This is a genomic window from Caenimonas koreensis DSM 17982 (assembly GCF_009646335.1).
Classification (GTDB): domain Bacteria; phylum Pseudomonadota; class Gammaproteobacteria; order Burkholderiales; family Burkholderiaceae_C; genus Ramlibacter; species Ramlibacter koreensis.
On record NZ_WJBU01000005.1, the window covers coordinates 97,085 to 121,487 of the forward strand.

Consider the following 24,403-nt stretch of genomic DNA (forward strand, 5'->3'; position numbering starts at 1 on the left):
CTTCAATGCCTCGTTGAAGGGCATTGCGGGGACTTCTTCGCTCTTCGCCTTATCGTGTTTCATTTCATCACTCGCGAGGTCCTATGAAGAACAAGAAGGATATCAACGACCGCACCTTTACGTTTGCTCATTCGGGGCTCAGAGACACACATCCTGAGGTGATTGAGCTAATGATTGCCTTCGCTGAAGCCAGTTGGACCTGGACGCACACCGAAAGCTGCTTGTTTCGACTCTTCGCTCATGTGGTTGAGCCCAAAACCAATTTACATACGAAGGCGCTTCGCGCTGCATTCTTCTCTGTGATCAGTCCGTTAGGCCGACTGGACATGATCAACGCTGTGATCGCCGCGAACTTCGACAAGGAGTTCATCAAGCACTGGAACAAAATCTATCTGGAATACCGCGCTCAGATTGCGACAAGGGGCCGCTTGGCCCATCTTTGCGGCTTTTCATATTCGCCCAAGAACGGAAAACCGCGAGCCATCTTGATGGAGCCTCGCGTTCATCCAAGAGCGAAGCACACGCACGGAGAGGCAAACGCAGTCGAATACACCGCCAGCTATCTAAACCGCTTGACCCACAAATGGGGAAAGCTGGCCGCGAAAGTCAGCATCTTCATCCTGCTTGTCGATGAGACAGACATGCTTTCAGAATACGCTCAACAAGTAGCGAGTCTGCTGGTGATGGAGGACGATCCAAGTAGCCCGATTCCTCCAAAACCAACACACCAGCCGACAGCATCTCAGGCGTAATCGCAAAATCTCCCGCTACATTTTCTGTAGCAGGAGATTCAACCGGCCTGTCGCTTTCGACTGTAGTCATTTCGTTTGGTAACGTCAAGTACATAATTCGCTTCACCCGGCGCATAACCCCATGCAAGTTTTGCATTGTTTTCACCCCGAGTTCCGCTTGTCCGGGGTAGCTCGTCCCTAAAATTGGTGACCCAGCCGACCCGCGGACAGTGAAACATCCTTCACGACCCCAGCGTTGCCAAAGCGCGCAACCCCCGCCCGCCGACTGCGCCAAGCCTGATTTCAAAAAGGCCAGCGCTCGTGCCCCGTCGTGAGCTCCTGCCTTCCTGAAATACGGTTTTTTGACTTAGGAGCTTTTGGATGAACTCTCCCGCCATGAAGGGGCTGAACCTCAGCGCCCCCGCCTACGTAAAGAACGCGAAACTCATCGCGTGGGTCGCCGACATGGCCGCCCTGTGCAAGCCAGACGCCATCTATTGGTGCGACGGCAGCCAGGAAGAATACGACCGGCTTTGCCAGCGACTGGTCGATGGCGGGACCTTCAAGAAGCTCGACCCAGTCAAGCGCCCCAACTCATTCCTCGCCTGCTCGGACCCGACTGACGTGGCACGCGTCGAAGACCGCACTTTCATCTGCAGCGCCAAGCGTGAAGATGCCGGCCCCACAAACAACTGGATGGAACCGGCCGAGATGCGCCAGACCCTTCAGCCCCTATTTGACGGCTGCATGAAGGGCCGCACGATGTATGTCGTGCCGTTCTCGATGGGGCCGCTGGGCTCGCCGATTGCGCATGTCGGCATCGAACTCTCCGACAGCCCCTATGTGGCCGTGAACATGCGCATCATGACGCGCATGGGCAAAGCCGTTTACGACGTGCTCGGCGTCAACGGCGACTTCGTTCCCTGCGTGCACACCGTCGGCGCGCCGCTGGCCGCCGGCCAGCAGGACGTGAGCTGGCCCTGCAACAAGACGAAGTACATCGTCCACTACCCCGAGACGCGCGAGATCTGGTCTTATGGCTCCGGCTACGGCGGCAATGCGCTGCTGGGCAAGAAATGCTTTGCGCTGCGCATCGCCTCCACGATGGGCCGCGCTGCGGCAGGCGGCCCCGCCGGCAGCCCGGGCTGGCTGGCTGAGCACATGCTGATCCTCGGCGTGACCAATCCGCAGGGCAAGAAGTACCACGTCGCTGCTGCGTTCCCCTCAGCCTGCGGCAAGACCAATTTCGCGATGCTGATTCCGCCGGCTGGCTTCGACGGCTGGAAGGTCACCACGATCGGCGATGACATCGCCTGGATCAAGCCCGCTGCCGATGGCCGCCTGTACGCCATCAACCCGGAAGCCGGCTACTTCGGCGTCGCGCCCGGCACGAACACGCTCACAAACCCGAACTGCATGGCCAGCCTCACGAGCGACGTGATCTTCACCAACGTCGCGCTGACGGACGATGGCGATGTCTGGTGGGAAGGCATGGGCCCTGCGCCCGCGCACGCCATCGACTGGCAAGGCAAGGACTGGACGCCCGAGATCGCCAAGGAAACCGGCGCAAAGGCCGCGCATCCGAACGCGCGCTTCACCGTCGCTGCCATCAACAACCCGGCACTCGACTCCGCCTGGGACGACCCGGCCGGCGTGCCGATCGACGCATTCATCTTCGGCGGCCGCCGCTCGACGACCGTGCCGCTCGTGACCGAAGCACGCAACTGGGTCGAGGGCGTTTACATGGCCGCGACGATGGGCTCCGAAACCACCGCCGCGATGGCTGGCGGCAACGGTGCCGTGCGGCGCGACCCGTTCGCAATGCTGCCTTTCACGGGCTACAACATGTCCGACTACTTCCAGCACTGGCTGGACCTGGGCCGCAAGCTGGCTGCCACCGGCGCCAAACTGCCGCGCATCTACACCACCAACTGGTTCCGCAAGGGTGAAGACGGCAAGTTTGTCTGGCCCGGTTATGGCGAGAACATGCGTGTGCTCAAGTGGATGATCGACCGCATCGAAGGCACGGCCCAGGGCAAGGAGCACGTGTTCGGCGTGAGCCCGGCGTATGAAGAGCTGAACTGGACGGGCCTGAATTTCAGCGCCGACCAGTTCAACACCGTGACCAGCATCGAGAAGGCAGCGTGGCAACAGGAACTGAAGTTGCACACCGAGCTGTTCCAGCAGCTGGAATATCACTTGCCCAAGGAACTCGGCGAGACAAAGGCGCAAATCGAAAAGCGGTTGGCTGCCTGATCGCGCTAGCCGGCTCCCCATGAAAAAAAGCCACCGCGAGGTGGCTTTTTTCTCTTTGCATTGCTCTCTGTCTATTTCTGGACAGCGCGGCGCATGGCCTTCTGGCGCCGCCGCTCGGCGCTCTTCTTGGCCAATCCGCGCGACCACGTGTCGAGCGGTTGCAGCAAGGTGGCCGGCAGGCGCCTGAGCACAGCGTGCACCCAGCCTGCATGCGGGATGGCAGTCATGGCAAGCCGATGCCTAGAAGTACGACCTGAGGTCGCGCGAAGCACCGGCGCTCATGGCGCGGCTGATGTCAGCCATCACACGTACATCCGTCAGCGCGACTTGCCAGAGGCGCTCATCGTCAGCGGCCATCTTGCGGGCCTTGTTCCACCGGGCAAGCCCCTCGCGAACACGCACGGACATGCTCCTGGCGGGCGTCGCCATCAGGGCCAGCGCGCCGAACGCGACAACCCACATCACGATCCACGCTGCAAGCAGGTGGCCTTCAGTCCAGGTGTCGATCACCTGGTTGGCAGCAACCAGCAGCGCGGCAACGATCGCGGCGAGCAGCAGGCTGGCATTGGCGCGGGCGCCATCGATACGACGGGTCAACTCCCTGGCGTTGTGCGCCAGTCGTTCGGCACGGACCACGCCCGGGTGTTGGGTGGGGTGGTCAACATGTGCGAAAGCGGTCATGGTTTGTTCCCTTTCTTCGGATTCACAGCGGGAGGCGGAATTGCACCCCGTGAGTCCATAGATTAGGGTTAACGCTGATATTTTTCCAATTTAGATTGGTGATGAGTATCATTCACCATGGTGATGACTGGGCCCAATTTCCGGACACTAGACCTGAACCTCTTGCGGGTGTTCGACCAGGTCATGTCCGAACGCAACCTGACGCGCGCCGCGCGCAACCTGGCGATGACCCAGCCCGCGGTGAGCAATGCGCTCAACCGTCTGCGCGAGGCCGTCGGCGACAAGCTCGTTGTTCGCAGCGGCTACGGCATACAGCCCACGCCTCGCGCGTTGTCGTTGTGGCCCGCCATCGCGGACGCCCTGCGCCAGATGGAAGCCTCCCTGTCACCCGGCGACTTCACTGCTTCAGAGGCTGGCAACACCTTCATGCTGTCGATGGCTGATTCCACTGCGGCAGAACTGGTGCCGGGGCTGATTGAAATCATCGAGCGCGACGCGCCGGGCGTCTCGATCCGCATCGTGCCACTCACGACGCGCGATCCGCGCCCGCTGCTCGATGAAGGCGAAATCGACCTGGCCGTGGGCTACTTCCCCGCCGTGCTCGCGGACCTGACGGCGCAGGCCCAGCAAGGCGGGCTGGCGCCGTTCGATCACCAGCGCCTGTACGAGGGCGAATATGTCTGTGTGATGCGGCAAGGCCACCCGCTCGCGCGCGGGCCGCTGACACTCAAACGGTACTGCGAGGCGCACCACCTGCTCGTGAGCTTTTCGGGGCGTCCGTTCGGCTTTGTCGATGAGGCGCTGGCGTCATTGGGCCGGCAGCGCCGCATCTTGCTAACGGTGAACCAGTTCTTCACGGCGGGCCGCGTCGTGGCGACATCAGACCTGCTGACCGTCATGCCCCGCCACTTCGTTCACGTCACCGGCATGGCGGGCGAACTGGTCCTGCGCGATCTACCGTTGAAGGTACCCGCGGTGCATGTCGACTCCTTGTGGCACCGCCGGCAAGCGCTGCGAAGCGACCACGCCTGGCTGCGGCTGGCCCTGGCAGCGGCCGCGAAGATGGCTTTCGAAACAGATATGTCTTAGGCTCTTCGCTGGCATGTGCCTTGCATTCGATGCTCGTCATGAAAAACCTTCCCCGTCGCCACGTCCTGAAACTCGCCGCTGCAGGCGCGGCCTCCCTTGCCCTGCCCGCGTTTGCGGCATGGCCGGACAAACCGATCAAGATCATCGTCACGTTCCCTGCAGGCGGCGCCAGTGACATCGTGGCGCGCGTCATGGCCGAACAACTCGCGCAGAAGCTGGGGCAAGCGGTGGTGGTGGACAACCGGCCGGGCGCCGGTGGCAGCGTGGGCGGCACGGCGGTGACGCAGTCGCCAGCCGATGGCTACACGCTGATGCTGTCGAATTCGACGCCGATCTCGATCGGCCCCTTTGCCCTGGAAAAGCAGCCCTACGACCCGGTCGAAGGCTTCACGCATATCGAACTGATCGGCAGCGCCCCTTGCGTGGTCATGGCCAACCCGAAAGCCGGACTCAAGACGCTCGCCGACCTCGAAGCCTTCGCGAAGAAGTCGGGCCGGCTGGACTTTGGATCGGGCGGCCCGGCGTCGATCGGCCACATCTACGGTGAACTGATGAAGCACACGCTGGGCCTGAACATGGTTCATGTGCCCTATCGCGGTGGTGCGCCCATGACGACCGACCTGATCGCCGGCATCATTCCCGTGGGGATCGACGTGCTCACAGCCTATGTGCCGTATTTCAAGAGCGGCCAGCTGGTGCCGCTGGCGGTAACCTCGGCCGCCCGTTCTGCGCTCGTGCCGGACGTGCCCAGCGTGGTGGAAGCGGGGCAGAAAAAACTGGTACTTGATAACTTCTTCGGCTTGTCCGGTCCGCCGAAAATGCCGGCCGATGTGGTCTCACGGCTGAACGCCGCCTGTACCGATATCCTGCGTCAGGCTGACATCAAGAAAAAAATGGAAGAGCTGGGCATCACGCTGTCACCCGCCCCATCGGCGGCCTTCACGACTTACGTGAAGGAACAGGTTGCGCAGCTGTCGCCAGTGGTCAAGTCCGCCGGCGTGAAGCTCTGATTTGCCGAATCAGCGAACCACACTGAGGTAGGCGACGGCAGCACGGCGCAGCTGGCGTGCGTCGCTACCGGTGTGGAATTCGGCCTTCTCCATCAGCGATTGGGCGACGCCGTCTTCTGTGTCTTGGGCAGGGGTTTGGGGAAAGCCAAAAAGGCGGGCAAGCAAGGCAAACATGATTTCAGGGCAGCCGTTTTGGGGCTGCGGTTGGTTGATGTATGAAGAATAAGGGTTATCCCTAGGTTATCAAGCCCAACCATGCGCGGAACCCATGCCGGTCCCGCATGGGCCGATGCCGACGCTATGCTTGACCGGATGAGCGCCCCGCCCCCCGTTGCTGCCCCTGCGCAGGCACACGCCGCTGCGCAGCCGTCGCCTGGCGCGTGGCTCGTGCAGATCGCCGGCGCCATCGAAGAAATGCTGTGGGTGACGCACGAACACACGGGCGAGATCATCTTCAGCAACAGCACGTTTGCAAGCTATTGGTCACTCGACACATCCACGCCGGGGCACCGCGCCGCGGCGCTGGCCGAACTGGTCCACCACGACGACCGCGAGCGCCTGCGCCACGCTCGTGAGCAATTGCCAGCCAAGCCTTTCCAGGAGGAATACCGCGTCACGCTGCCCGCGCGCGGCGACAAGGCAAGCCGCACGGCACGCGTGCGTGAACATGCATTTCGCTCACCGGGCCCCGCCGGTGAGCCCTGGGTCACGCACATTGCACGCGACGTGTCCTGGCAGTTCGACACCACAGCGCAGCTGCGCGCCGAAATCAGCCGCCGCACCGACGCCGAGCGCAGCCGTGACGATGCGACGCAGCGGCTCGAAGCGATGATCGCGAGCGCCAACGATGCCGTCATCACCATCAACGAGCACAGCGCCATCATCGACTGGAACGCGGCCGCCGAACGCATCTTCGGCTGGAAGCGCGCAGAAGCCCTGGGCCGCACACTCACCGAACTGATCGTGCCGCGCACGTTCCGCTCGCACCACCACGCGGGCATGGAAAACTACATGCGCCACGGCACGGGCGACATCCTCAACCGCCGCGTGGAGACCACCGCGCTGCGCCGCAGCGGCGAAGAATTCCAGATCGAGCTGTCGATCTGGCCGGTGACCTCCGGCGAAGGCGTGACATTCAGCTCGTTCATCCGCGACATCTCGCGACGCAAGTCGAATGAGCGGGCGCTGGCTGAGTCAGAGGCCAAGTACCGCAAGGTCGTGGAGAACGTGAACGAGGGCATTCTCGTGACGGCAGCGGGCCGCATCCTCTATGCCAACCCGCGCGCGCTTGAACTCACTGGCCTGGACGACGCTACAGCCAAGTCACGCCCCTTTGTCGAATTCATCCACGCCGACGACCGCGAGCGCGTGATCAGCAATCACATGCGCCGCCTCAAGGGCGAGCAGGTCGAAAACCACTACCAGTTCCGCGTGATCCATCGCGACGGCAATGTGCGCTGGCTGGAGATCTCTGCCGTGGTCTTCGAGTGGCAGAACACGCCTGCCACGCTGAACTTCCTGACCGACGTGACCGAGCGGCGCAGGGTCGATGAGGAAATGCGCGCCTCGCTCGCTCGCGAGCGCGAACTGTCAGAGTTGAAGTCGCGCTTCGTTGCTGTTGCTTCGCACGAGTTCCGCACGCCGCTGGCGGCGATCCTATCGTCGGTCGAGCTGCTGGACGACTACGGGCTGCGCCTGCCCGACGACGAGCGCAAGGAAATCGTCGGCCTGGTGAAGAACGCCGTCGCTCGCATGAACAAGATGGTCGAGCAGGTGCTGCTCACCAGCCGGCTTGAATCTGGCAAGTTTGCGTTTGAGCCGCGCCCGCGCCACCTGTCCGACCTGCTGGTGCAAGTCGCATCCGAGATGGACCAGGCACACCCACAGGCGTCGCGCATTTCCATGCAATGCGAAGGCGCAGAGCAAGCGCGCATGATCGACGCCAAACTCCTGAGTCACATCCTGGTGAACCTGCTCACGAACGCCTTGAAATATTCGCCGCCGGACAGCGAGGTGACCTGCATCGCAAGCGCCGATGGCGAGCACCTGCACTTCAGCGTGCAGGACCGCGGCATCGGCATACCGAGTGCCGACCTCCCGCGCCTGTTCGAGAGCTTTCATCGCGGCACCAACGTCGGCAACATCCAGGGCACGGGCATCGGCCTGCACATCGTGAAGGAATGCGTGGACCTGCATCGCGGCACGATCGACGTGCAAAGCGTCGCCGGCGAAGGCGCCACATTCAATGTGCGGCTGCACGCCCCGCAGGCCTGATGCAATGGCACGCATCCTGATCGTTGACGATGATGCCGCGCTGCTGCGCCTGCTGTCGCTGCGCCTGCGCAAAGGAGGCCACGGCCTGATCGAGGCATCCAGCGGTGAGGCCGCGCTGGCAAGGCTCGACCAGGAACTGCCGGACCTGGTGATCACCGATATGCGCATGGGCGGCATGGATGGCCTGCAGCTGTTCGAAGCAATCCACCGCCGGCATCCGCTGCTGCCGGTGTTGATGATCACCGCGCACGGCACGATTCCCGATGCAGTGCGGGCACTGCAACGCGGCATGTTCGGCTACATCTCCAAGCCGTTCGAGGCGCGCGACTTGCTGGCAGAAGTCGATCGCGCCATTGCTGCATCACAGGCGCTCGGCGCCAATGTGCCGGTGGACGACTCAGACGACCCCGCCGAAGGCTGGCGCGAAGCGATCCTCACCCGCAGCCCGCGCATGCAGCAGGTGCTGGCCGAAGCGCGCATGGTCGCGGCGACGGATGCATCGGTGCTGATCCACGGCCCCAGTGGCAGCGGCAAGGAACTGCTGGCGCGAGCCATCCATGCCGCCAGCCATCGCGCAGGCGCAAAACTCGTTGCCGTGAACTGCGGAGCGATCCCCGAGAACCTGGTGGAGTCGGAACTGTTTGGCCACGTCAAGGGCGCATTCACCGGCGCCGTGCGCGACCGTGCGGGCCTGTTCGTCGAAGCGCAGCGCGGCACCGTCTTTCTCGACGAAGTGGGCGAGCTGCCGCTGGCGATGCAGGTGAAGCTGCTGCGCGTGCTGCAGGAGCGCGAGGTACGTGCAGTGGGTGCCGAGCGCGCGATCAAGCTCGACGTACGCGTGATCGCAGCGTCGCATCGCAACCTTGAAGAAGAAGTCGCTGCCGGCCGTTTTCGGGAAGACCTGTACTACCGGCTCCATGTCGTCGCGCTTGACTTGCCGCCGCTGGCCGAGCGGCGTGAAGACATCCCTCTGCTGGCCCGGCACTTCATGGCCGCGCTGGCCCAGCGCTACGGCAAGACGGTGAACGCGTTTGGCGCCGGCGCCGTCGAGGCACTGGCCAGCGCGCCGTGGCCCGGCAACGTGCGCCAGCTGCAAAACACCGTGGAGAAGTGCGTGGTGTTGAGCACATCACCCCTGATCGACTTGACCCTGGTTCAGCGCGCGCTTGCCAACCAGTCGCAGACCATGCCGGCGCTCGATGAGGCGCGCCGCGCGTTCGAGCGCGACTACCTCGTGCAGCTGCTGCGCCTGACCAGCGGCAACGTGAGCCAGGCGGCGCGGCTGGCCCACCGCAACCGCACCGACTTCTATGCGCTGCTCGGGCGCCACCAGCTCGAGCCAGGCCAGTTCAAACCAGCTGACAGCGCCTGACCGCGACGCTGCAAATTTGTCGGGATTCACCGACATCGCAGCGCGTTGATCCATCACGGTTTTCTCGCGACCGACCAGAACGCTGTCGGCCAAACCCGACAAGCCCGGCACCGGCACGCGCGTAAGTTGTTGATTCATAACGGCCTGCCTGCTGGCACGGAACGTGGAATGGAAGAGGACCTATTCAGGAGACCTTCCATGACCCCGCAACAGATCACCCTCGTCCAGAAATCCTTCGCCGACGTCAAGCCGATCGCCGGCCCGGCGGCGAATCTCTTCTACAACCGCCTGTTCACGCTCGACCCGTCGCTGCGCAAGATGTTCAAGGGCGACCTCACCGCGCAAGGCCAGATGCTGATGAGCATGATCGGCGCCGCCGTGATGGGCCTGAGCAACCTCGAAGTGCTCGCGCCTGCCGTTCGCAAACTCGGTGCGCGCCACGCCGGCTACGGCGTACGCACCGAACACTACGCGGTGGTCGGCAGCGCTTTGCTGTGGACGCTGGAGCAAGGCCTGGGTTCGAAGTTCACGCCGCAAGTGCGCGAAGCATGGACGGGCGCCTACGAACTGCTTTCCGAAGTGATGCAGCTCGGCGCCATGGAAGAGCAGCCGATGCTGTCGTGATGCGAAGCTGATTGCTCGTGGGGGCGCCAGCGCGTCGGCACAATAGGCCGGTGAAGATCCAGCTGCTGTCCGACCTGCACCTCGAGGTGCATCCCCACTTCTTTCCGCGCCCTGCACCGGGCGCGGAACTGCTTGTCCTGGCCGGCGACGTCGGCTCTTACCAGCGTGGCGGCCAGCTCGATGACGACGACTTCGGCCTCGCGCGCTTTTCACCACGCAACGGCTGGCCCGTGCCGGTCCTCTACGTGCCCGGCAATCACGAGTACGACTCTCTCGACTTCGACGAAGCGCACACGCGGCTGCGAGAGACGTGTGAGCGGCTCGGCATCACGTGGCTGGAGCGAGAAACGCTGGAAGTCGCCGGCATCCGCTTCATCGGAACGACGCTCTGGGCGGACTTCGATGCGCTGGTCACCGACGAAGACCGCGCGCAGGCCAGCCCCGCCGCCATCCTGAAAAAGCGCGAGAAGGCCTTCCGCGCGGCCAACTTCTATTTGCAGAAAACCGGCACCATGCGCCACGGCGAGCCGATGTTGGCCGAACAATGGCGCGAGCATGCCCTGGTGTGCCAGCAATGGCTGCGCGATGCACTGGCAAAGCCATTCGATGGCACCACCGTGGTGATCACGCACTTTGCACCGACGTTGCTCAGTGCCGATCCGCGCTATGGCCTGCGCCCGGGCACCGCTGGTTTTTGCAATTCGCTGGACGAGCTGCTGCCGCTTGCGCAGTACTGGCTGCATGGGCACCTGCACTGCCAGTTCGACTATGTCTCGCAGGGCTGCCGGGTGGTGGCCAACACGCTCGGGTATGCAGCCAAGGGCGAACAGGAAGGCTTTCGCGAGCAGTTTCTGCTTGATCTCCGGGCGCGCGATTAGCAGCGCCACGCCGCGCCCCTTGCATTCGCGAACCAAGGCCCGCATCTTGCATGCGCTGACAGGCAGCGCGTTGTGCTCAGCAGTTACCGGCAAGCACATCTGAGGCGACGTCTTTACAACCTGGACGTCACACGCGCGCGGTGGCTGTGAAACACTTGAGGTGACGGAGGTCACGATGAATCGAGCGCAATGGGCACCCACGATGGCATGGCTGGCCGCCGTGACGGCCGCACTCGCACTCGCCTTTGTCGGCCCCAGCGAAACCGTGGTGATGGGCCAGGTGCCCGTGATCACCACCAAGCGCCTGGACCAGCAACACATCGTAGTGCCGCAAGGCCTGACTGCCGAGCGCACCCTCGCCCTTGTGGCTTACACACGCCTGCAGCGCCCCGAGATCGACAGCTGGATCGAAGGCTTGCGCCTGAATACGGATCCGACCATTCCCTGGGTGCGCATGCCCGTGATCAATGACCCGGGCGATGACGACAAGCGGCTCGCAATTGAAACCTCGCTGCTCGAGCGCCACAAGACGCAGCCCGAGCGTGCGCGGCTCGTGCCCGTCTTCACCAATCGGGAAGCATTCATTCGCGCTGCAGGCATCTCCGGCTCCGAACACGCCTCGGTGCTCGTGCTCAATCGCGAAGGCAAGGTGCTGGCGCGGGCCGAAGGCCACTTCGACGAAGACAAGGCGCAGGCGCTGCGCGAGACGCTGCTGGCCCGCGGGGATTGAGGCCGCAGGCGGGTTACGTCAAGGCCGCTGCTGCGGCCGCCGTCAGCGCCTTCGTCAGCGCATCCAGCACTTCCGATTCCAGGTTCCAGCAATGCCAGTAAAGCTGGATCGGCAGCGAATGGTCCGGCGCCAGGTTCACCAGGCGCTTGTCGCCAAGCAGGTCACGCACGAGCAGCTGCGGCAACACGCTCACCCCCCAGCCCGCCAGCACCGCACGCACCTGCCCTTCCGAGCTGGGCACGAACATCTGGTTGAGCGAGACGTGCTTGAGGCCGAAGGCCTTGCTGATGAACTCGCACTGCATGTCGTCCTTGCGGTTGAACGCAACGAAGGGTGACTCGCGGAAGTTGTGCGCGTCCAGCCCCTTCGGGAAGTGCGCCTTCGCGAAGTCGGCCTGCGCGACTGCAACGTACTGCATGGCACCAAGCGGCACGACCTTGCAACCCCGCAGCGCCTGCTTGAGCGTGGTGACGCAGCCAAGAACCTGGCCCTCGCGCAGCCAGTCCTGCGTGAAGTCCTGGTCGTCGGTAATGACTTCCATGGGCAGGCGCTGCGCCGCGAGCTCATCAAGTGCCGGAAGCGCCCACGTCGCGATGCTGTCGGCATTGATCGCAATCGAAATACGCTCCTCTTCGCGCGCGCCGCCGGTTGAGCTCGGCGCCAGCTCTTTCAGGTCGCGCTCGAGGTCGGCGCGCAAGAGGCGCATCTGTTTGGTGTGCTTCAAAAGCAGATGGCCCGCCGAGGTCGGCTTGAGCGGCCTGCTGCGAACAATCAGCACGGTGCCGATCTGCGACTCCAACGCGCGCAGCCGCTGCGACACGGCTGACTGGGTGATCGACAGTCGCTGCGCGGCCCGCTCGAACCCGCCCTCCTCCACGATCGCGGCAAGGCATTCCAGTGCGTCGGGATCGAATGTGCTCATGACCTGGCCTCAATTAGGGGTGCTGATGTTTTCACTGAGAGTTTAATTTTCCTTTTGCCGCCAGACAACATTACGCATACTCTGCCCCCATGAAAATTCTGGTTCTGGGCGCCGGCATCATCGGCACAAGTACGGCATGGCACCTGCGCCAGCACGGCCACGAAGTGACCGTTGTCGAGCGGCAAGCCGGCGCTGCGCAGGAAACCAGTTTCGCGAACGCGGCACAGATTTCAGTGAGCTACTGCGAGCCGTGGGCCAACAAGCACGCGCCCGCCAAGCTCGTGAAGTGGATGTTCCGCAACGATGCACCGCTGCTGTTTCGCCCGCAGCTTGACTGGCAGCAATGGCGCTGGGGCGTGCAGTTTCTCGCGCAGTGCAACGACGAAGCGTTCGAGCGCAACGTCAAGCAACTCGTCGCACTCGGCGCCTACAGCCACACGGCATTGAAAGACATCGTGCGCGCCACCGCCATCGAATACCAGCGGCTGGAGCGCGGCATCGCACACTACTTCACCGACGAAGCCTCATTCGCCGATGCCGCGCAGGCCGCTGCACTGATGCAGAAGTTTGGCGTGCAGCGGCGCGTCGTCACGCGTGACGAGCTGCTGAAGATCGAGCCCGCCTTCAAGAATTTTGCGCACCGCATCGTGGGCGGCACCTACACGGCCAGCGACGAAAGCGGCGATGCGCGCGTGTTCACCGAACAGCTTGCGCAGCGCGCCGCGCAAGCCGGCGTTGAATTCATGTACAGCCATGACGTCGAGAAGCTCGAGAGATCGCGCGGCGCCATCCGCTGCGTCGTCGTGCGCGAGCGCGCGACACGCCTGTCGCGCTGCATGAAGGCCGATGCCGTCGTGGTGGCCTGCGGCTCATACAGCGCACCGCTGCTGCGGCAGGTCGGCGTCTATTTGCCGATCTATCCTGGCAAGGGCTACAGCGCGACGTTCAAGCTGAAGCAGCCCGCGCTGGCGCCCTTCGTGAGCACCATCGACGACGAGGTGAAGTGCGCCATGACGCGCCTGGGCAACGAGCTGCGCGTTGCCGGCACGATCGAGCTGGCCGGCTTCGATCTGTCGCTGGACACGCCCGCCGCACGCGCACGTTGCCGCATGCTGACAGAACGCGTCGAGCAGGTATTGCCCGGCGTGTGCGACACACGCACCGACGACGAAGGCGGCGAGCCGCGCTTCTGGTGCGGACTGCGGCCCGCGACGCCGACGAACATTCCGTATATCGGCCGCACGCGCATCGACAAGCTCTGGGTGAACGCCGGCCACGGCACGCTGGGCTGGACACACGGCGCGGGCTCGGGCAAGGCGATCGCCGAGCTGATCTCAGGCCAGAAGCCCGAGATGGATTTCAATTTCCACGGCTTTGCCAACGAGCGCCAGGAACTGGCAGCTCGCACGGCCTGAAGCGACGGCAGCATCGCCCGCGCCTGACGCTGCGGTGCCTATCGGCCGACCGCAGCCCCGTCACGCGCCATGCGCTCGCCCATCCAGCGCTGCAGGTCGATCCACATTTGCCGCATTTCCGCATCGAGCGGAGTGCGCATGGCATTGGGCAGCTCGATGGTCACGACCGGAACGCCTTTGTGCACGCCACCGTAGTTGCCCAAAGAGCCAGGGAAGATGCCGACCTGGTCCAGGTACAGCCGCCCGAGTCGCGACGGCGGCACCGACGGCCCGTCGAAGTCAAGCACACCGTACGGTGCATGAATCGACACGATCAGGTTCGGCTTGAACGACTGCATCTGCTCGTGCAGGAAGCGGCTCTCCGGCTCTGACAGCGGCTTGGGGCCAGGCCACCGGCGCGGATCTTTTCTGGTGCGCTTTTCCCAGTAACTGGACGCATCGCTTTCCCAGTTCGGCGTGGGGAAGTTGCGGTTCAAATCGACGCCGCTCGCATTCACGCGGCGCGGCGGCCGTGCGAGCGCGCCATCGGGGTTCAACACCGGAAGGAAGCGCCAGTGCACAGGCTGCGGCTGCTGCAGGTTCTCTGTCGAGGCCAGATGAATCCACTGGAAGGCGAGCGCCGCGGACGACAGCTCGTCGCCATGGATCGCACCGACCACCAGCACGCGCAGTTTCGCGCCAGGCGCCGCGACATCGCGCACGTACAGCGGCATCCCCTTGACCGATCGCGCGCCACTGGCACGCAGGCCAGCTTCCTTGCACAGCGCCTTGCTCACATTGGGCAGCTTGCGCACGAACGTATCGCAGGGGTCTGCTGCATGCGCCCCGTGGCGCGGCTCAGCCCACAACGCCCCGGGCAGCAGCGCTGCAGCGGCTACGAGAAGGTGACAGGAAACAAGCCGTGCACGCACCAAAGTCAGATTCCGCCGTACCAGTTGTAGCCGTGATCTTCCCAGAAGCCGCCCTTGCCGCCAGCGATGTCGGAGAAATCGCTCACGACCTCGATGTGGTGCAAGTACTTGGGCTGTTTGTAGCCCAGCTGGCGCTCGATGCGCGCCCGCAGTGGTGCGCCATTTGCCACGGGCAACGGCTTGCCGTTGAGCTCCCACGCGAGGATGGTCTGTTCATGAAAGGCGTCGTCAAGATCCACGCTTTCATAGTACATCGTGTCCTCGTTCTTTTCGTCCATCTGGTCGAGGCAACGGAACACGACGAACTTCGCCTCAGGCTTGAGTGTGGCCATGTTGAGCAGGTGCGACAGGCGCACGCCCTTCCACTGGCCGATGCAGCTCCAGCCCTCAACGCAATCGTGCCGCGTGATCTGCGTGCGCGTCGGCATCGCCTGCAGTTCGGCCATCGTGAGTTCAAGCGGCTTGTCCACCAGGCCATCTACGGTGAGCGTCCAGTCCTTGAAGCCGTCCGCCACCATGGCCGCGTAGCTCTGGCCGATGGGCGATGTCGTGCCGTTGGCGCGGAACACCGGCGCGATTTGCGACGGCGAAAACTCCTGCGCCATGGCGCGGCGGCCGAGCACGCGATGCACGGACTCGGTCAATGCTTCGGCGCTGCGCAGCACGTTCACAGCCGTCTCGTTGTGGCTGAGCGAATCGCAACCGGCCAGCGTGCCGGTTGCGGCAACGGCCACGCCTGCGCGCAGGAAGGAGCGGCGCTCGCGGCGTTGCTCGAAATAGGGTTTGGCTTTTTTCATTTCGGCACCTTCCAGTAGCCCGTGACCATCGAGCGCAGGTTGTTGAACAGCCCCGTGACGATCACCTCGAACACATGTACCAGCACAAAGGCCACGAGCAGCACGGCGGCGATGAAGTGCAGCGTGCGCGCTGCCTGGCGCCCGCCGAGCAGCTCGACCCAGCCCGGCGCGAACGAATCCATCATGGGAGACATCGCCCAGCCGCCCAGCACGATCAGCGGCAGCACGCCGAAGACGATCGTGAGGTAGGCCAGGTTCTGCAGCACGTTGTAGCGCTTGGCCTCTTCACCATGCGCGTGCCGAAACAGCAGGTGGTCGCGTACCGACCGCAGGATGCCCTTGAACTCCGTGCGCGTCGGGATCAGGTCGCGGCGCAAATGCCCGCTGAACACCGTCCACAGGATGTACGCAGCGCCATTGATGACGAACACCCATGCAAAGAAGAAGTGCCACACACGCGCCATCGACAACCACTGCGGGCCCGGAATCGTTGACCACGCCGGGAAAGCGCGGGCCGCGTATTCGGTTGCGTCACCCGAGCGGGACGTGCCCAGCACGCCATGCGTGTTGAACTCCACGCCGCCGATGCGCGTGACACCCTGCCATTGACCATTGACCTGCTTTTGCGTGATCTGCAGCACGCGCGTGGCGTCGCGCGAGTCTTCGCTCCAGTAGAGCGAAGGGTGTGCGTTGAAGATCTGCAGCCCGCTCATGAGCAGCACGAAGAGGCACACCACATTGATCCAATGCATGATGCGCACCGGCACGCGGTGGCGGTAGATCACAGGCGCAGAGCCTGTGGAGACAGCTTCCATGAGAGAACTCCTGCAGCGAAACAATCAGATTGCGTACCCGGGCACTCGGGCAATGGCAGGCCCATCAGTCGCGCGGCCAGCGCACTTCTTACAGTTTCGCAGCACTCAGGCGGGCGCGTCGTCCCGCTCGCCTGCTTCGTACAGCGTCTCGCGCCCCATTCGATCGAGCACCAGTTCCGCCGTCCAGGGCAGCATGAGCGAGCCGCAGCGGCTGTCGCGGTAGATGCGCTCGAGCGGCAGGTGCCTCATCATCCCCTGGCCGCCGCAGGTGCGAATGGCCAGGCGCGCGATGTCGTTGGCGCCTTCCATCACGCTGTACTGCGCCGCATACAGGCGCATGCGCGCGTCCTTGGTCGGGTTCGGCCCGGCCTCCTGGATGGCACGCGCAAACAGGCTCTTCATCGACTCCAGCTGGATGCGCATTTGCGCCATGGCGATCTGCTTGGTGGCGTACATGCGGCGCTTGATGGGCGGCTCGCCGGGCACTTCGCCGCGCAGGTACTGCACCGTGAAGTCATACGCTGCTGTCGCCTGGCCGAGGTACGTGGGCGCGAGCGTGAAAAACATCGCAGGCCAGGTTTGCGCGCCCTTGTAGTAAATGCCGCGCGGCATGAGCTGCTCGTCGTCGCTGACGAAGACATCCTTGAACGTGAGATTGCGGCTCACGGTGCCACGCATGCCCAGCGGATTCCACTCTCCGCTGATCGCGAAGCCCTCGCTGGTGGCGGGCACCGCGAGATAAAGCGTGTCGCGCGCGTCGGGCTTGTCGTCGCCCTTGTCTTCGGTGCAGAGCACGCCGTAGTAGTTGGCAGCGCCTGAGAGCGACGCGAAGATCTTGCGGCCGTTCACGAGCCAGCCACCCTCCACCTTGCGCGCTGTCGTTCCGAATGGCGCACGGCCCGCGGCAGCGGCACTGCCTTCGGAGAACGGCTGCGCGTAAATCGCGCCGTCTTTCACCACACGCTGGAAGTGCAAGGCGCGGCGGCGCACGTGCTCGCTGCGCTGCTCTTCGGTCATGGCGATGCCGTCAGCCAGCACGCCCGTCCACATCGTCGAGCAGATGTGCATGTTGTACGTGAGCGCTGTCGCGCCGCAGAAGCGGCCGATCTCCGCGCCGATCATCATGTACGTTGCGTAGTCGGCACCAAGGCCACCGTGGGCTTCGGGCACGCACAGCGCGAGCAAGCCGGCGTCGCGCAGGTCACGATAGTTCTCGAACGGGAAGCTCGCTGTTTCGTCCCATTGCGCGGCGCGCCCGGCAAACTTGGTTTTGCCCAGCTCGTGCACGAGCGAGAGCAGCGAGCGCTGTTTGGCGGTGAAGGGCAGGTCGCCCACCGCAGGTGTGAAGTTCAACTGGGGCAAGGCGTCCATCGTTCGTCTTTCGGCAGTGTGACGGGAGTGCAGTTCAGTGATGCAGCGCGCGCGGCAGCGCCAGGAAGTTCAGCACCATGCCGTCGAAGTCATCGGGCACTTCGAGGTTGGCCAGGTGTCCCGCGCCTTTGAGCTCGATGTACGTGCTGCCGGGAATGGCGTCGGCCATCTTCTTCATCACCGCGGGCGGGGCTACCTTGTCGAACTCGCCCGCGAGCACGAGCGTGGGCACGCTGATGCGGGCGAGCTCAGCGCGCCGGTCGAAGGTGACCAGCGCTTCAAGCGCACGCCGGTACGTGGCTGGCGGAACCATGCTCATGCAATGCGTTGCGAGGTGAACGCCTTCAGGCAAAGCGCCGGGGCCGATCATTTGCGGAATCAGTGTTTCGGCCAGCTGCGCCATGCTCTTGCCCGCGTCGAGGGGCGCTGTGCGCTGCGCGATGAATTCGCGTTGCCAGTTGCCGTCGCTCTTGCCGAATGCGGGCGAGGTGCCAGAGAGCACGAGCTTGTTCACCAGCTCAGGCCGCCGCGCCATCACCTCCTGCGCCACCATGCCGCCCATGCTGTGGCCGATGAGCGTGACGTCACCGCATTGCAGCGCCTCGATCAGCGTGATGCAGCTTTGCGCCAGCCCCTTGAAGGTGTACGGCTCGATGGGCGCGCTGTGGCCATAGCCCGGCATGTCCCACGCCACAGCGCGGTAGCCCGACGACGCGAGTGTTTCGACCTGCGGCGCGAACGCCAGGTGCCCGCCGCCAATGCCGTGCAGCATCAACACGCAGGGCCCGCTGCCCAGCGCCGTAAAAGTTGGAGCGTTCACGCGATGACCTCGCCCGCTTGCACGACGGCGACGCCATCGAGTTCCACGGTGCAGTTGCGAACGGGCAAATCGAAGTGGCCACGCGTGTGCCGCCCTGCCACTTCATTCGCGCCGGTGCTGTAGAGAAAGTTGCCGGCGAAAGCGCGCAGCTCGGTGCCGTTGAAATCGCGCTTGTCGTACAGCGCCATGCTGTCCCAGCGCGCGGCTGCGTTCAAGCCGTATCCCACGTGGCTGACGGCATACGCGTCCCTGTCGCCCCAGGCTGAGATGTAGCTGCGCATCAGCTCTGCATCCACACCCGCACCTTCGATCTTCACCACGTAGTCGTCTTCGATGCGCAGTGTGATGGGCCGCTCGATATAGCGTTTGAAGGTGAGGTTGACATCGCCCTCGGCCAGCACAAGCGTGCCGTTCACGCTCCTGGCAGCGGGGAACGCGAGCGCAAGGCCACCAGGCCAGTGCGTCATGGTGCCCGGCCGTGTGGTGTAGCCCCAGTTGCCGCCGCAGACAGCGGCAGCAAGCGAGATGACGAGGTCTGTGCCTGCGGGCGACGACACACGCATGGACTTCGCGGCGCGCAGGCGCTTCACGTGGGCCTTGACGAGGGGCTCGACCGCATCGTTGGGCACGAGCCGCGCCAGCGCCTCGGGATGCTCATTGCTCACGTAGATGACGCGCGCGCCACCGGCAAGGATCGCGGGCAGCTCCGGCGCGTGCATCAGGCCTTCGACAGTGCAATCGACCACGAGTGTGCTGGCCGCCAGCGCGCCAACCACCGGGCCGAGTTGCTGCAATGCGGCAGATGCGCCTGTGGAACGCACGACAGGACCTGCGTTGTCGAACGGTGTGGGAACGCAGAGGGTGAAGACACGGCAACCCAGGCGGGCGGCGGCGAGTTGCGCCAGCTGCGGCAGCACAGGCCGCGTCTGGCTTTCGCACAGCACGGCCACCACTTCACCGGGCTGCAGGGCGCAGCGCGCGAGCACGGCTTCAAAGGCGGCGAGCCACGAGGGCTCCAGGGTTTCGGGCAGCATGGCTTGAAGTTTCAAGTCATACTACATGAAATTTCATGCAAAAAGCCGTTTGAACCCGCCCCGCAAAGCCCAGCCGCCCAGCTTCTCGTCGAAGGAGTTTCGCAGCGCCTTGGGCATGTTCGCCACTGGCGTGACGATCGTCACCGCGCGCACTGCCGACGGCGGCGTGCTCGGCCTCACGGCCAACTCGTTCAACTCGGTCTCGCTACAGCCGCCATTGGTGCTGTGGAGCCTGGCGACTGCCGCGGCATCACTGCCGGCCTTGCGCGGCGGCTCGCACTACGCCATCAACGTGCTCGCCGCTGACCAGAAGCTGCTGGCCGAGCGCTTCGCAGCCAAGGGCACCGACCGCTGGGCCGATGTGCCCTTCACCGAAGGCATCGGGGGCGCGCCGCTGATCACCGGCGCCTGCGCTTCCTTCGAGTGCTTCAACCGCAGCCGCTATGAGGAAGGCGACCACGTGATCTTCGTGGGTGAGGTCGAGCGCTGCACCTGGCGTCCGGGCGCATCGCCGTTGCTGTTCCACGGCGGGCGCTTCTACACGGAGCATCCGCTCTGACATGGCCACCGGGCGCTTTGTCGATGACTACCTCGGCTACCTGCTCGGCCAGGCGAACCACGCACTCTACAAAGATTTCGACGCGCACGTTCGCGCCGCCGGCTTAAGTTCGATCGAGTGGCGCGTGCTCGCCACGCTGCACGACGCGCAGCCGCTCACCGTGAGCCAGCTCGCGCACGAGGTGCTGGCCAAGCAACCCACGGTGACCAAGCTCGTGCAGCGCATGTGCGATCAAGGCTGGCTGGCGTTGCACTCGGACGCACGCGACCAGCGCTGCACGCTCGTGGCCGCCACGGCAGCGGGCAAGCGGCTGGTCAAACCGCTTGTGGAAGAGGCCAAGCGGCATGAGTCGCGCATGCTGCGCTCGCTCGGCGCGACAGAGAAGGTCGCGCTTCGCAAATTGCTGCAAAAGCTCGCACCGCAATCCTGAGTGCCTGACTGGCGCAGCACACCGCTACCATCAGGCGATGGTCGAACGTAAAAACCACCTCGATGCGCTCGCGGTGTCGCTGCTCGTGGCGTGTTGCCTGTTCTGGGGCTTCCAGCAAATCCTGATCAAGTCCACTGTCGGCGAAGTGCCGCCGCTGTGGCAGGCGTCGCTGCGATTTGCGGGCGCCACTGTGCTGCTGTGGCTGTGGTGCGTGGTGCGCGGCGTCAAGCTGTTCGCGCACGACGGCACACTCAAGGCAGGCCTGCTCGCAGGCGCGCTCTTTGCGGGCGAGTTCAGCTGCATCTACCTGGGCCTGCGCGACACGACGGCATCGCGGCTCACGGTGTTTCTCTATACCTCCCCTTTCGTGGTCGCCGTCTTGCTGCCGCGGCTTGTGCCGACCGAGAAATTGCGCGCGCTGCAATGGATCGGTTTGTTCATCGCGTTTGCGGCGGTGGCCTTTGCATTCAGCGAAGGCTTCACCGGCGGCCACAGCACGGCGCTGCAATTGCGGGGTGATGCGTTCGCGCTGGCAGCGGGCACGCTATGGGGTTTGACCACGCTGGTCATCCGTGCCAGCAAGCTCTCGACGGCCAGCGCGGAGAAGACGCTGTTCTACCAAGTGGCCGTCACGTCGTTGATCGCACCGCTTTTATCGCTGATGCTGGGTGAGAGCTGGTCGTTCAGCTATTCAGCGCATGCGTGGGGCTCGCTCGCGCTGCAGACAGCGATTGGCGCTTTCGCCAGCTATCTCACCTGGATGTGGCTCTTGCGGCACTACCCGGCCACGCAGATGTCGTCGTTCACGTTCCTCACGCCTGTGTTCGCCCTGGTGTTCGGCGTGCTGCTGCTCGACGAGCCGCTCACGGCGCAGCTGATGCTGGCGCTGTGCGGCGTGGCGATTGGCATCGTCCTCGTCAATCGCAAGCCTGCCGCGCGTTGACTAGGCCTGGGCAAGCCGCTGCTTCGCCAGCGCGATGTACCAGTCGAGGCAGGCCGGGTTCGCCATCGCATCGCGATTGACCACTTTCTCGATCGGCTGGCCGAGCAGCAGCTTCTTGATCGGCAGCTCCTGCTTCTTGCCCGAGATCGTGCGCGGGATTTCTTGCACCTGGAAGATCTCGTTCGGAATGAAGCGCGGCGACAGCGCAGTCTTGATGGCGTTGTTGATGCGCGTCTTCATCGCGTCGTCCAGCTCCACGTGCGGCCGCAGCACCACGAACAACGGCATATAGCTTTCGCGGCCCAGGAACTCGAGGTCGACCACCATCGAGTCGAGCACTTCGGGCAGAGCTTCGACGGCGCTGTACAGCTCGCTCGTGCCCATGCGCAAACCATGGCGGTTGATGGTCGCGTCACTGCGGCCGTAGATGATGCAGCCGCCCGAGGGCGTCACCTTGAGCCAGTCGCCATGGCGCCACACGCCGGCGTACGTGTCGAAGTACGACGACAGGTAGCGCTTGTTGCCTTCGTCGTTCAGGAAATACAGCGGCATGGAGGGCAGCGGCTTGGTGCAAACCAGCTCGCCCACTTCATCGATCACCGGTTCGCCCTGCTCGTTCCAGGCTTCGACCGAACAGCCAAGCAGGCGGCACTGCATCTCGCCCGGCATCTGCGGCAGTTCGCGATTGCCGCCGATGAACGCGCCCGCAAAGTCAGTGCCGCCCGACATGTTGAGCCACCAGATGTCTGGCGTGCCGATGGCTGCGAACTGCTGCGTGCCCCACGCCTGCACGTCGATGCTGAGCGGCGAACCCGTGGTGCCCAAAGCGCGCACGGCGCTCAGGTCACCACATGCGGCGAGATCGACATGCGCCTTCATGCAGTTCGCGAAGAACGCCGCACCAGCGCCAAAGAACGTGACGCGATGCTGACCCGCGAATCGCCACAGCGTCGTCCAGTCAGGCTGGTCTTTGGTGCCGCCGGGGTTGCCGTCGTAAATGCAGATCGTCGTGCCATTGAGCAGGCCGGCCACTTGGCAGTTCCACATGACCCAGCCCGTCGAGCTGTACCAGTGGTAGCGCTCGCCCCAGCTGTTGGCGTCGTAGCTGCAGCCGATATCGTTGTGCAGCACCTGCAACGCGAGTGCGACGATCACCGTGCCGCCATGCCCATGCACGATCGGCTTGGGCAAGCCGGTGGTGCCGCTTGAATAGACGATCCACAACGGGTGTTCGAAGGGCAACGACAGCGGCTCGAAGTGCGCGACGGCGTCGTCATCGCGCTGAATCACATCGGAGAAATCAGTGAACGGCTGCAACGCGCGCAGCGCTTCGTCACTTGCGCCGAGGTTGCGATGCACGATCACCCGCTGCACCGTGGGCAGCGCCGCGCGCAGTTGCGCGACCACATCGACACGATCGAACTCGCGGCCCGCGTACGTCACGCCGTCCACCGCGAACAGCACCTTGGGCTCGATCTGCTTGAACCGGTCGAGCACGGCGTTGGTGCCCATGTCGGGCGCGCACAAGCTCCACACGCCGCCGATGCTCACCACGGCCAGGAAAGCAACGATCGTCTCCGCAATGTTGGGCATGTAGGCAGCCACCCGGTCACCGGGCTGCACGCCCTGCGCCTGCAGATGCAGCGCGAGCGACGCAACTTGCCTGCGCAGCTCGGGCCAGCTCATCTCGCGGACCACACCCTGCTCGTTCTGGCTGACCACAGCGGCAAAGCCTGCGTCGTGCGCCGGCTCGACATGGCGGAACAACTGCTGCACGTAATTGAACTGCGCGCCTTCAAACCACTTGGCGCCCGGCATCTTCTCTTCGACCAGCACCGCTGTGTGCGGCGTTGGCGAGTGCAGCTCGAAGAAGTCCCACACGCTTTGCCAGAACGCCGGCAAGTCGGTGACGGACCAACGCCACAGCGCGTCGTAGCTGTCGAACTTCAGGCCGCGTGTTTCATGCAGCCAGTCTTGGTACAGGCGAATCCAGGGGGTGTGAGGCGCGCGCATGGCGTGCAGCGTAGCAGCGACGGGGCCCGGCATACTATTTCGCACAACCGTGCTATATTTGCGCCATGGACGCCCTGACCCAGAAAAGCGAACTCACCCGCACCGCCATCGTCGGCGCGGCAATTGATGTTGCCGCTGGCGAGGGCCTGGAGGCGATCACGTTGCAGGCTGTGGCCGACCGCATCGGGCTTTCCAAGAGCGGCGTGTTCTCAAGAGTCGGCTCGCGCGAAGCGCTGCAGATGGCCGTGATCGAGGAATTTGGCCGCCGCTTCCTGGCCGACGTGTTCGTGCCGTCCATGCAATTGCCCAAAGGCCTGCCCCGGCTGGACGAGATTGTCCGGCGCTGGGTGCTGCGCACGCGCGACGTCGAGGCGCAAACCGGCTGCATCTTCTCTGCGGGCGCCTTCGAGCTCGATGACCGCGAAGGCCCGCTGCGCGACTTCCTGCTTGCAGAAGTGACGCGCTGGCGCGCGGCGTTGCGCCGCACGGTGCAGCAGGCCGTCGAGGCCGGGCACTTCAGGCGCGACACGGATGCCGATCAACTCGTCGGCGAAATCTATTGCCTGATGCTGGGAATGATTCACGACACGCGCTTCCTGCGCGAGCCCAAAGCAGCCGAGCGCACGCAGTCCAGCTGGCAGCGCCTGCGCCAGACTTACCTGTCCTAGAAACCAAACGGAGACAACCACCTCTTCCTGTCGTTCGTCAACATTTCGCACAACCGTGCG

Annotated in this window: 25 protein-coding genes; 14 read left to right on the forward strand and 11 right to left on the reverse strand. The window is 64.1% G+C overall.

What is annotated here, in order from left to right; all coding sequences use genetic code 11:
* The first annotated feature begins 83 nt into the window (after positions 1-83).
* Together GHT07_RS05775 and GHT07_RS05780 are read left to right on the forward strand one after the other, a co-directional pair.
* On the forward strand, positions 84-752 hold the full coding sequence (locus GHT07_RS05775; RefSeq protein ID WP_153584119.1) for a hypothetical protein: 669 nt from the start codon (positions 84-86) through the stop codon (positions 750-752).
* A 360-nt stretch (positions 753-1,112) separates the two neighbouring features.
* The gene (locus GHT07_RS05780) at positions 1,113-2,987 is read left to right on the forward strand and encodes a phosphoenolpyruvate carboxykinase (GTP) (RefSeq protein WP_153584120.1); all 1,875 of its coding nucleotides are present in this window, start codon (positions 1,113-1,115) and stop codon (positions 2,985-2,987) included.
* Between the two features lie 71 nt (positions 2,988-3,058).
* On the opposite strand, the gene GHT07_RS05785 is transcribed toward GHT07_RS05780, so the two are convergent.
* Entirely contained in the window at positions 3,059-3,214 is a 156-nt protein-coding gene (locus tag GHT07_RS05785) for a hypothetical protein (RefSeq protein WP_153584121.1), read from the reverse strand.
* Positions 3,215-3,227: 13 nt separating this feature from the next.
* The gene (locus GHT07_RS05790) at positions 3,228-3,668 is read right to left on the reverse strand and encodes a hypothetical protein (RefSeq protein WP_153584122.1); all 441 of its coding nucleotides are present in this window, start codon (positions 3,666-3,668) and stop codon (positions 3,228-3,230) included.
* A 123-nt stretch (positions 3,669-3,791) separates the two neighbouring features.
* On the opposite strand from GHT07_RS05790, the gene GHT07_RS05795 reads away from it, so the two are divergent.
* Positions 3,792-4,757, forward strand: a complete 966-nt coding sequence (locus GHT07_RS05795) for a LysR family transcriptional regulator (RefSeq protein WP_153584123.1) — start codon at positions 3,792-3,794, stop codon at positions 4,755-4,757.
* A gap of 38 nt (positions 4,758-4,795) precedes the next feature.
* Entirely contained in the window at positions 4,796-5,767 is a 972-nt protein-coding gene (locus tag GHT07_RS05800; protein ID WP_153584124.1) for a Bug family tripartite tricarboxylate transporter substrate binding protein, read from the forward strand.
* 9 nt (positions 5,768-5,776) lie between these two features.
* Here the strand turns inward: GHT07_RS05800 and GHT07_RS05805 are convergent, their stop codons facing one another.
* The gene (locus GHT07_RS05805; protein WP_153584125.1) at positions 5,777-5,941 is read right to left on the reverse strand and encodes a hypothetical protein; all 165 of its coding nucleotides are present in this window, start codon (positions 5,939-5,941) and stop codon (positions 5,777-5,779) included.
* A 138-nt stretch (positions 5,942-6,079) separates the two neighbouring features.
* Here GHT07_RS05805 and GHT07_RS05810 point away from each other — a divergent pair, with 138 nt between their 5' ends.
* The 5 genes from GHT07_RS05810 to GHT07_RS05830 all read left to right on the forward strand — a co-directional run bounded on the left by GHT07_RS05810 (position 6,080) and on the right by GHT07_RS05830 (position 11,645).
* The gene (locus tag GHT07_RS05810; protein WP_194792841.1) at positions 6,080-8,041 is read left to right on the forward strand and encodes a sensor histidine kinase; all 1,962 of its coding nucleotides are present in this window, start codon (positions 6,080-6,082) and stop codon (positions 8,039-8,041) included.
* 4 nt (positions 8,042-8,045) lie between these two features.
* Positions 8,046-9,413: a sigma-54-dependent transcriptional regulator gene (locus tag GHT07_RS05815; protein ID WP_153584127.1), complete on the forward strand. Its 1,368-nt coding sequence runs from the start codon at positions 8,046-8,048 to the stop codon at positions 9,411-9,413.
* Positions 9,414-9,611: 198 nt separating this feature from the next.
* Positions 9,612-10,037, forward strand: coding sequence for a globin family protein (locus GHT07_RS05820; RefSeq protein ID WP_153584128.1), 426 nt, complete (start codon positions 9,612-9,614; stop codon positions 10,035-10,037).
* A gap of 50 nt (positions 10,038-10,087) precedes the next feature.
* Positions 10,088-10,915 (forward strand): metallophosphoesterase, encoded by an 828-nt coding sequence (locus GHT07_RS05825; protein ID WP_323740814.1) that lies wholly within the window; start codon positions 10,088-10,090, stop codon positions 10,913-10,915.
* A 175-nt stretch (positions 10,916-11,090) separates the two neighbouring features.
* Positions 11,091-11,645 (forward strand): hypothetical protein, encoded by a 555-nt coding sequence (locus tag GHT07_RS05830; protein WP_228488202.1) that lies wholly within the window; start codon positions 11,091-11,093, stop codon positions 11,643-11,645.
* Between the two features lie 13 nt (positions 11,646-11,658).
* Here GHT07_RS05830 and GHT07_RS05835 read toward each other — a convergent pair whose 3' ends face one another.
* Entirely contained in the window at positions 11,659-12,567 is a 909-nt protein-coding gene (locus tag GHT07_RS05835) for a LysR family transcriptional regulator ArgP (RefSeq protein WP_153584129.1), read from the reverse strand.
* Between the two features lie 89 nt (positions 12,568-12,656).
* Between GHT07_RS05835 and GHT07_RS05840 the strand changes: the two genes are divergently transcribed.
* Positions 12,657-13,982, forward strand: a complete 1,326-nt coding sequence (locus tag GHT07_RS05840; RefSeq protein ID WP_153584130.1) for a D-amino acid dehydrogenase — start codon at positions 12,657-12,659, stop codon at positions 13,980-13,982.
* 38 nt (positions 13,983-14,020) lie between these two features.
* Here GHT07_RS05840 and GHT07_RS05845 read toward each other — a convergent pair whose 3' ends face one another.
* From GHT07_RS05845 to GHT07_RS05870, 6 genes are all read right to left on the reverse strand, one after another.
* Positions 14,021-14,776, reverse strand: coding sequence for a M14 family zinc carboxypeptidase (locus GHT07_RS05845; protein ID WP_323740815.1), 756 nt, complete (start codon positions 14,774-14,776; stop codon positions 14,021-14,023).
* Between the two features lie 122 nt (positions 14,777-14,898).
* Positions 14,899-15,690: a molybdopterin-dependent oxidoreductase gene (locus GHT07_RS05850; protein ID WP_153584131.1), complete on the reverse strand. Its 792-nt coding sequence runs from the start codon at positions 15,688-15,690 to the stop codon at positions 14,899-14,901.
* Complete coding sequence (locus GHT07_RS05855) at positions 15,687-16,505, reverse strand: cytochrome b/b6 domain-containing protein (RefSeq protein WP_153584132.1); 819 nt, start codon at positions 16,503-16,505, stop codon at positions 15,687-15,689. The genes GHT07_RS05850 and GHT07_RS05855 overlap by 4 nt, the downstream gene beginning before the upstream one ends.
* Before the next feature lie 105 nt (positions 16,506-16,610).
* The gene (locus GHT07_RS05860; protein ID WP_194792842.1) at positions 16,611-17,876 is read right to left on the reverse strand and encodes an acyl-CoA dehydrogenase family protein; all 1,266 of its coding nucleotides are present in this window, start codon (positions 17,874-17,876) and stop codon (positions 16,611-16,613) included.
* Positions 17,877-17,910: 34 nt separating this feature from the next.
* Positions 17,911-18,696: an alpha/beta fold hydrolase gene (locus GHT07_RS05865; protein WP_323740816.1), complete on the reverse strand. Its 786-nt coding sequence runs from the start codon at positions 18,694-18,696 to the stop codon at positions 17,911-17,913.
* Positions 18,693-19,730: a M29 family metallopeptidase gene (locus GHT07_RS05870; RefSeq protein ID WP_153584133.1), complete on the reverse strand. Its 1,038-nt coding sequence runs from the start codon at positions 19,728-19,730 to the stop codon at positions 18,693-18,695. The genes GHT07_RS05865 and GHT07_RS05870 overlap by 4 nt, the downstream gene beginning before the upstream one ends.
* 25 nt (positions 19,731-19,755) lie before the next feature.
* On the opposite strand from GHT07_RS05870, the gene GHT07_RS05875 reads away from it, so the two are divergent.
* The 3 genes from GHT07_RS05875 to GHT07_RS05885 are packed head-to-tail and all read left to right on the forward strand — an operon-like array spanning position 19,756 to position 21,662.
* Positions 19,756-20,289 carry a flavin reductase family protein gene (locus GHT07_RS05875; RefSeq protein ID WP_194792843.1) on the forward strand — a complete coding sequence of 178 codons (534 nt, stop codon included), beginning with the start codon at positions 19,756-19,758 and terminating at the stop codon, positions 20,287-20,289.
* Position 20,290: 1 nt separating this feature from the next.
* Positions 20,291-20,719, forward strand: coding sequence for a MarR family winged helix-turn-helix transcriptional regulator (locus GHT07_RS05880; protein ID WP_153584134.1), 429 nt, complete (start codon positions 20,291-20,293; stop codon positions 20,717-20,719).
* Positions 20,720-20,756: 37 nt separating this feature from the next.
* The gene (locus GHT07_RS05885; RefSeq protein WP_153584135.1) at positions 20,757-21,662 is read left to right on the forward strand and encodes a DMT family transporter; all 906 of its coding nucleotides are present in this window, start codon (positions 20,757-20,759) and stop codon (positions 21,660-21,662) included.
* On the opposite strand, the gene GHT07_RS05890 is transcribed toward GHT07_RS05885, so the two are convergent.
* A complete protein-coding gene (locus GHT07_RS05890; RefSeq protein WP_153584136.1) occupies positions 21,663-23,675 on the reverse strand; it encodes an acetoacetate--CoA ligase in 2,013 nt (670 codons plus the stop codon).
* Positions 23,676-23,740: 65 nt separating this feature from the next.
* On the opposite strand from GHT07_RS05890, the gene GHT07_RS05895 reads away from it, so the two are divergent.
* The gene (locus GHT07_RS05895) at positions 23,741-24,343 is read left to right on the forward strand and encodes a TetR/AcrR family transcriptional regulator (RefSeq protein ID WP_153584137.1); all 603 of its coding nucleotides are present in this window, start codon (positions 23,741-23,743) and stop codon (positions 24,341-24,343) included.
* The last annotated feature ends 60 nt before the right edge of the window (positions 24,344-24,403 follow it).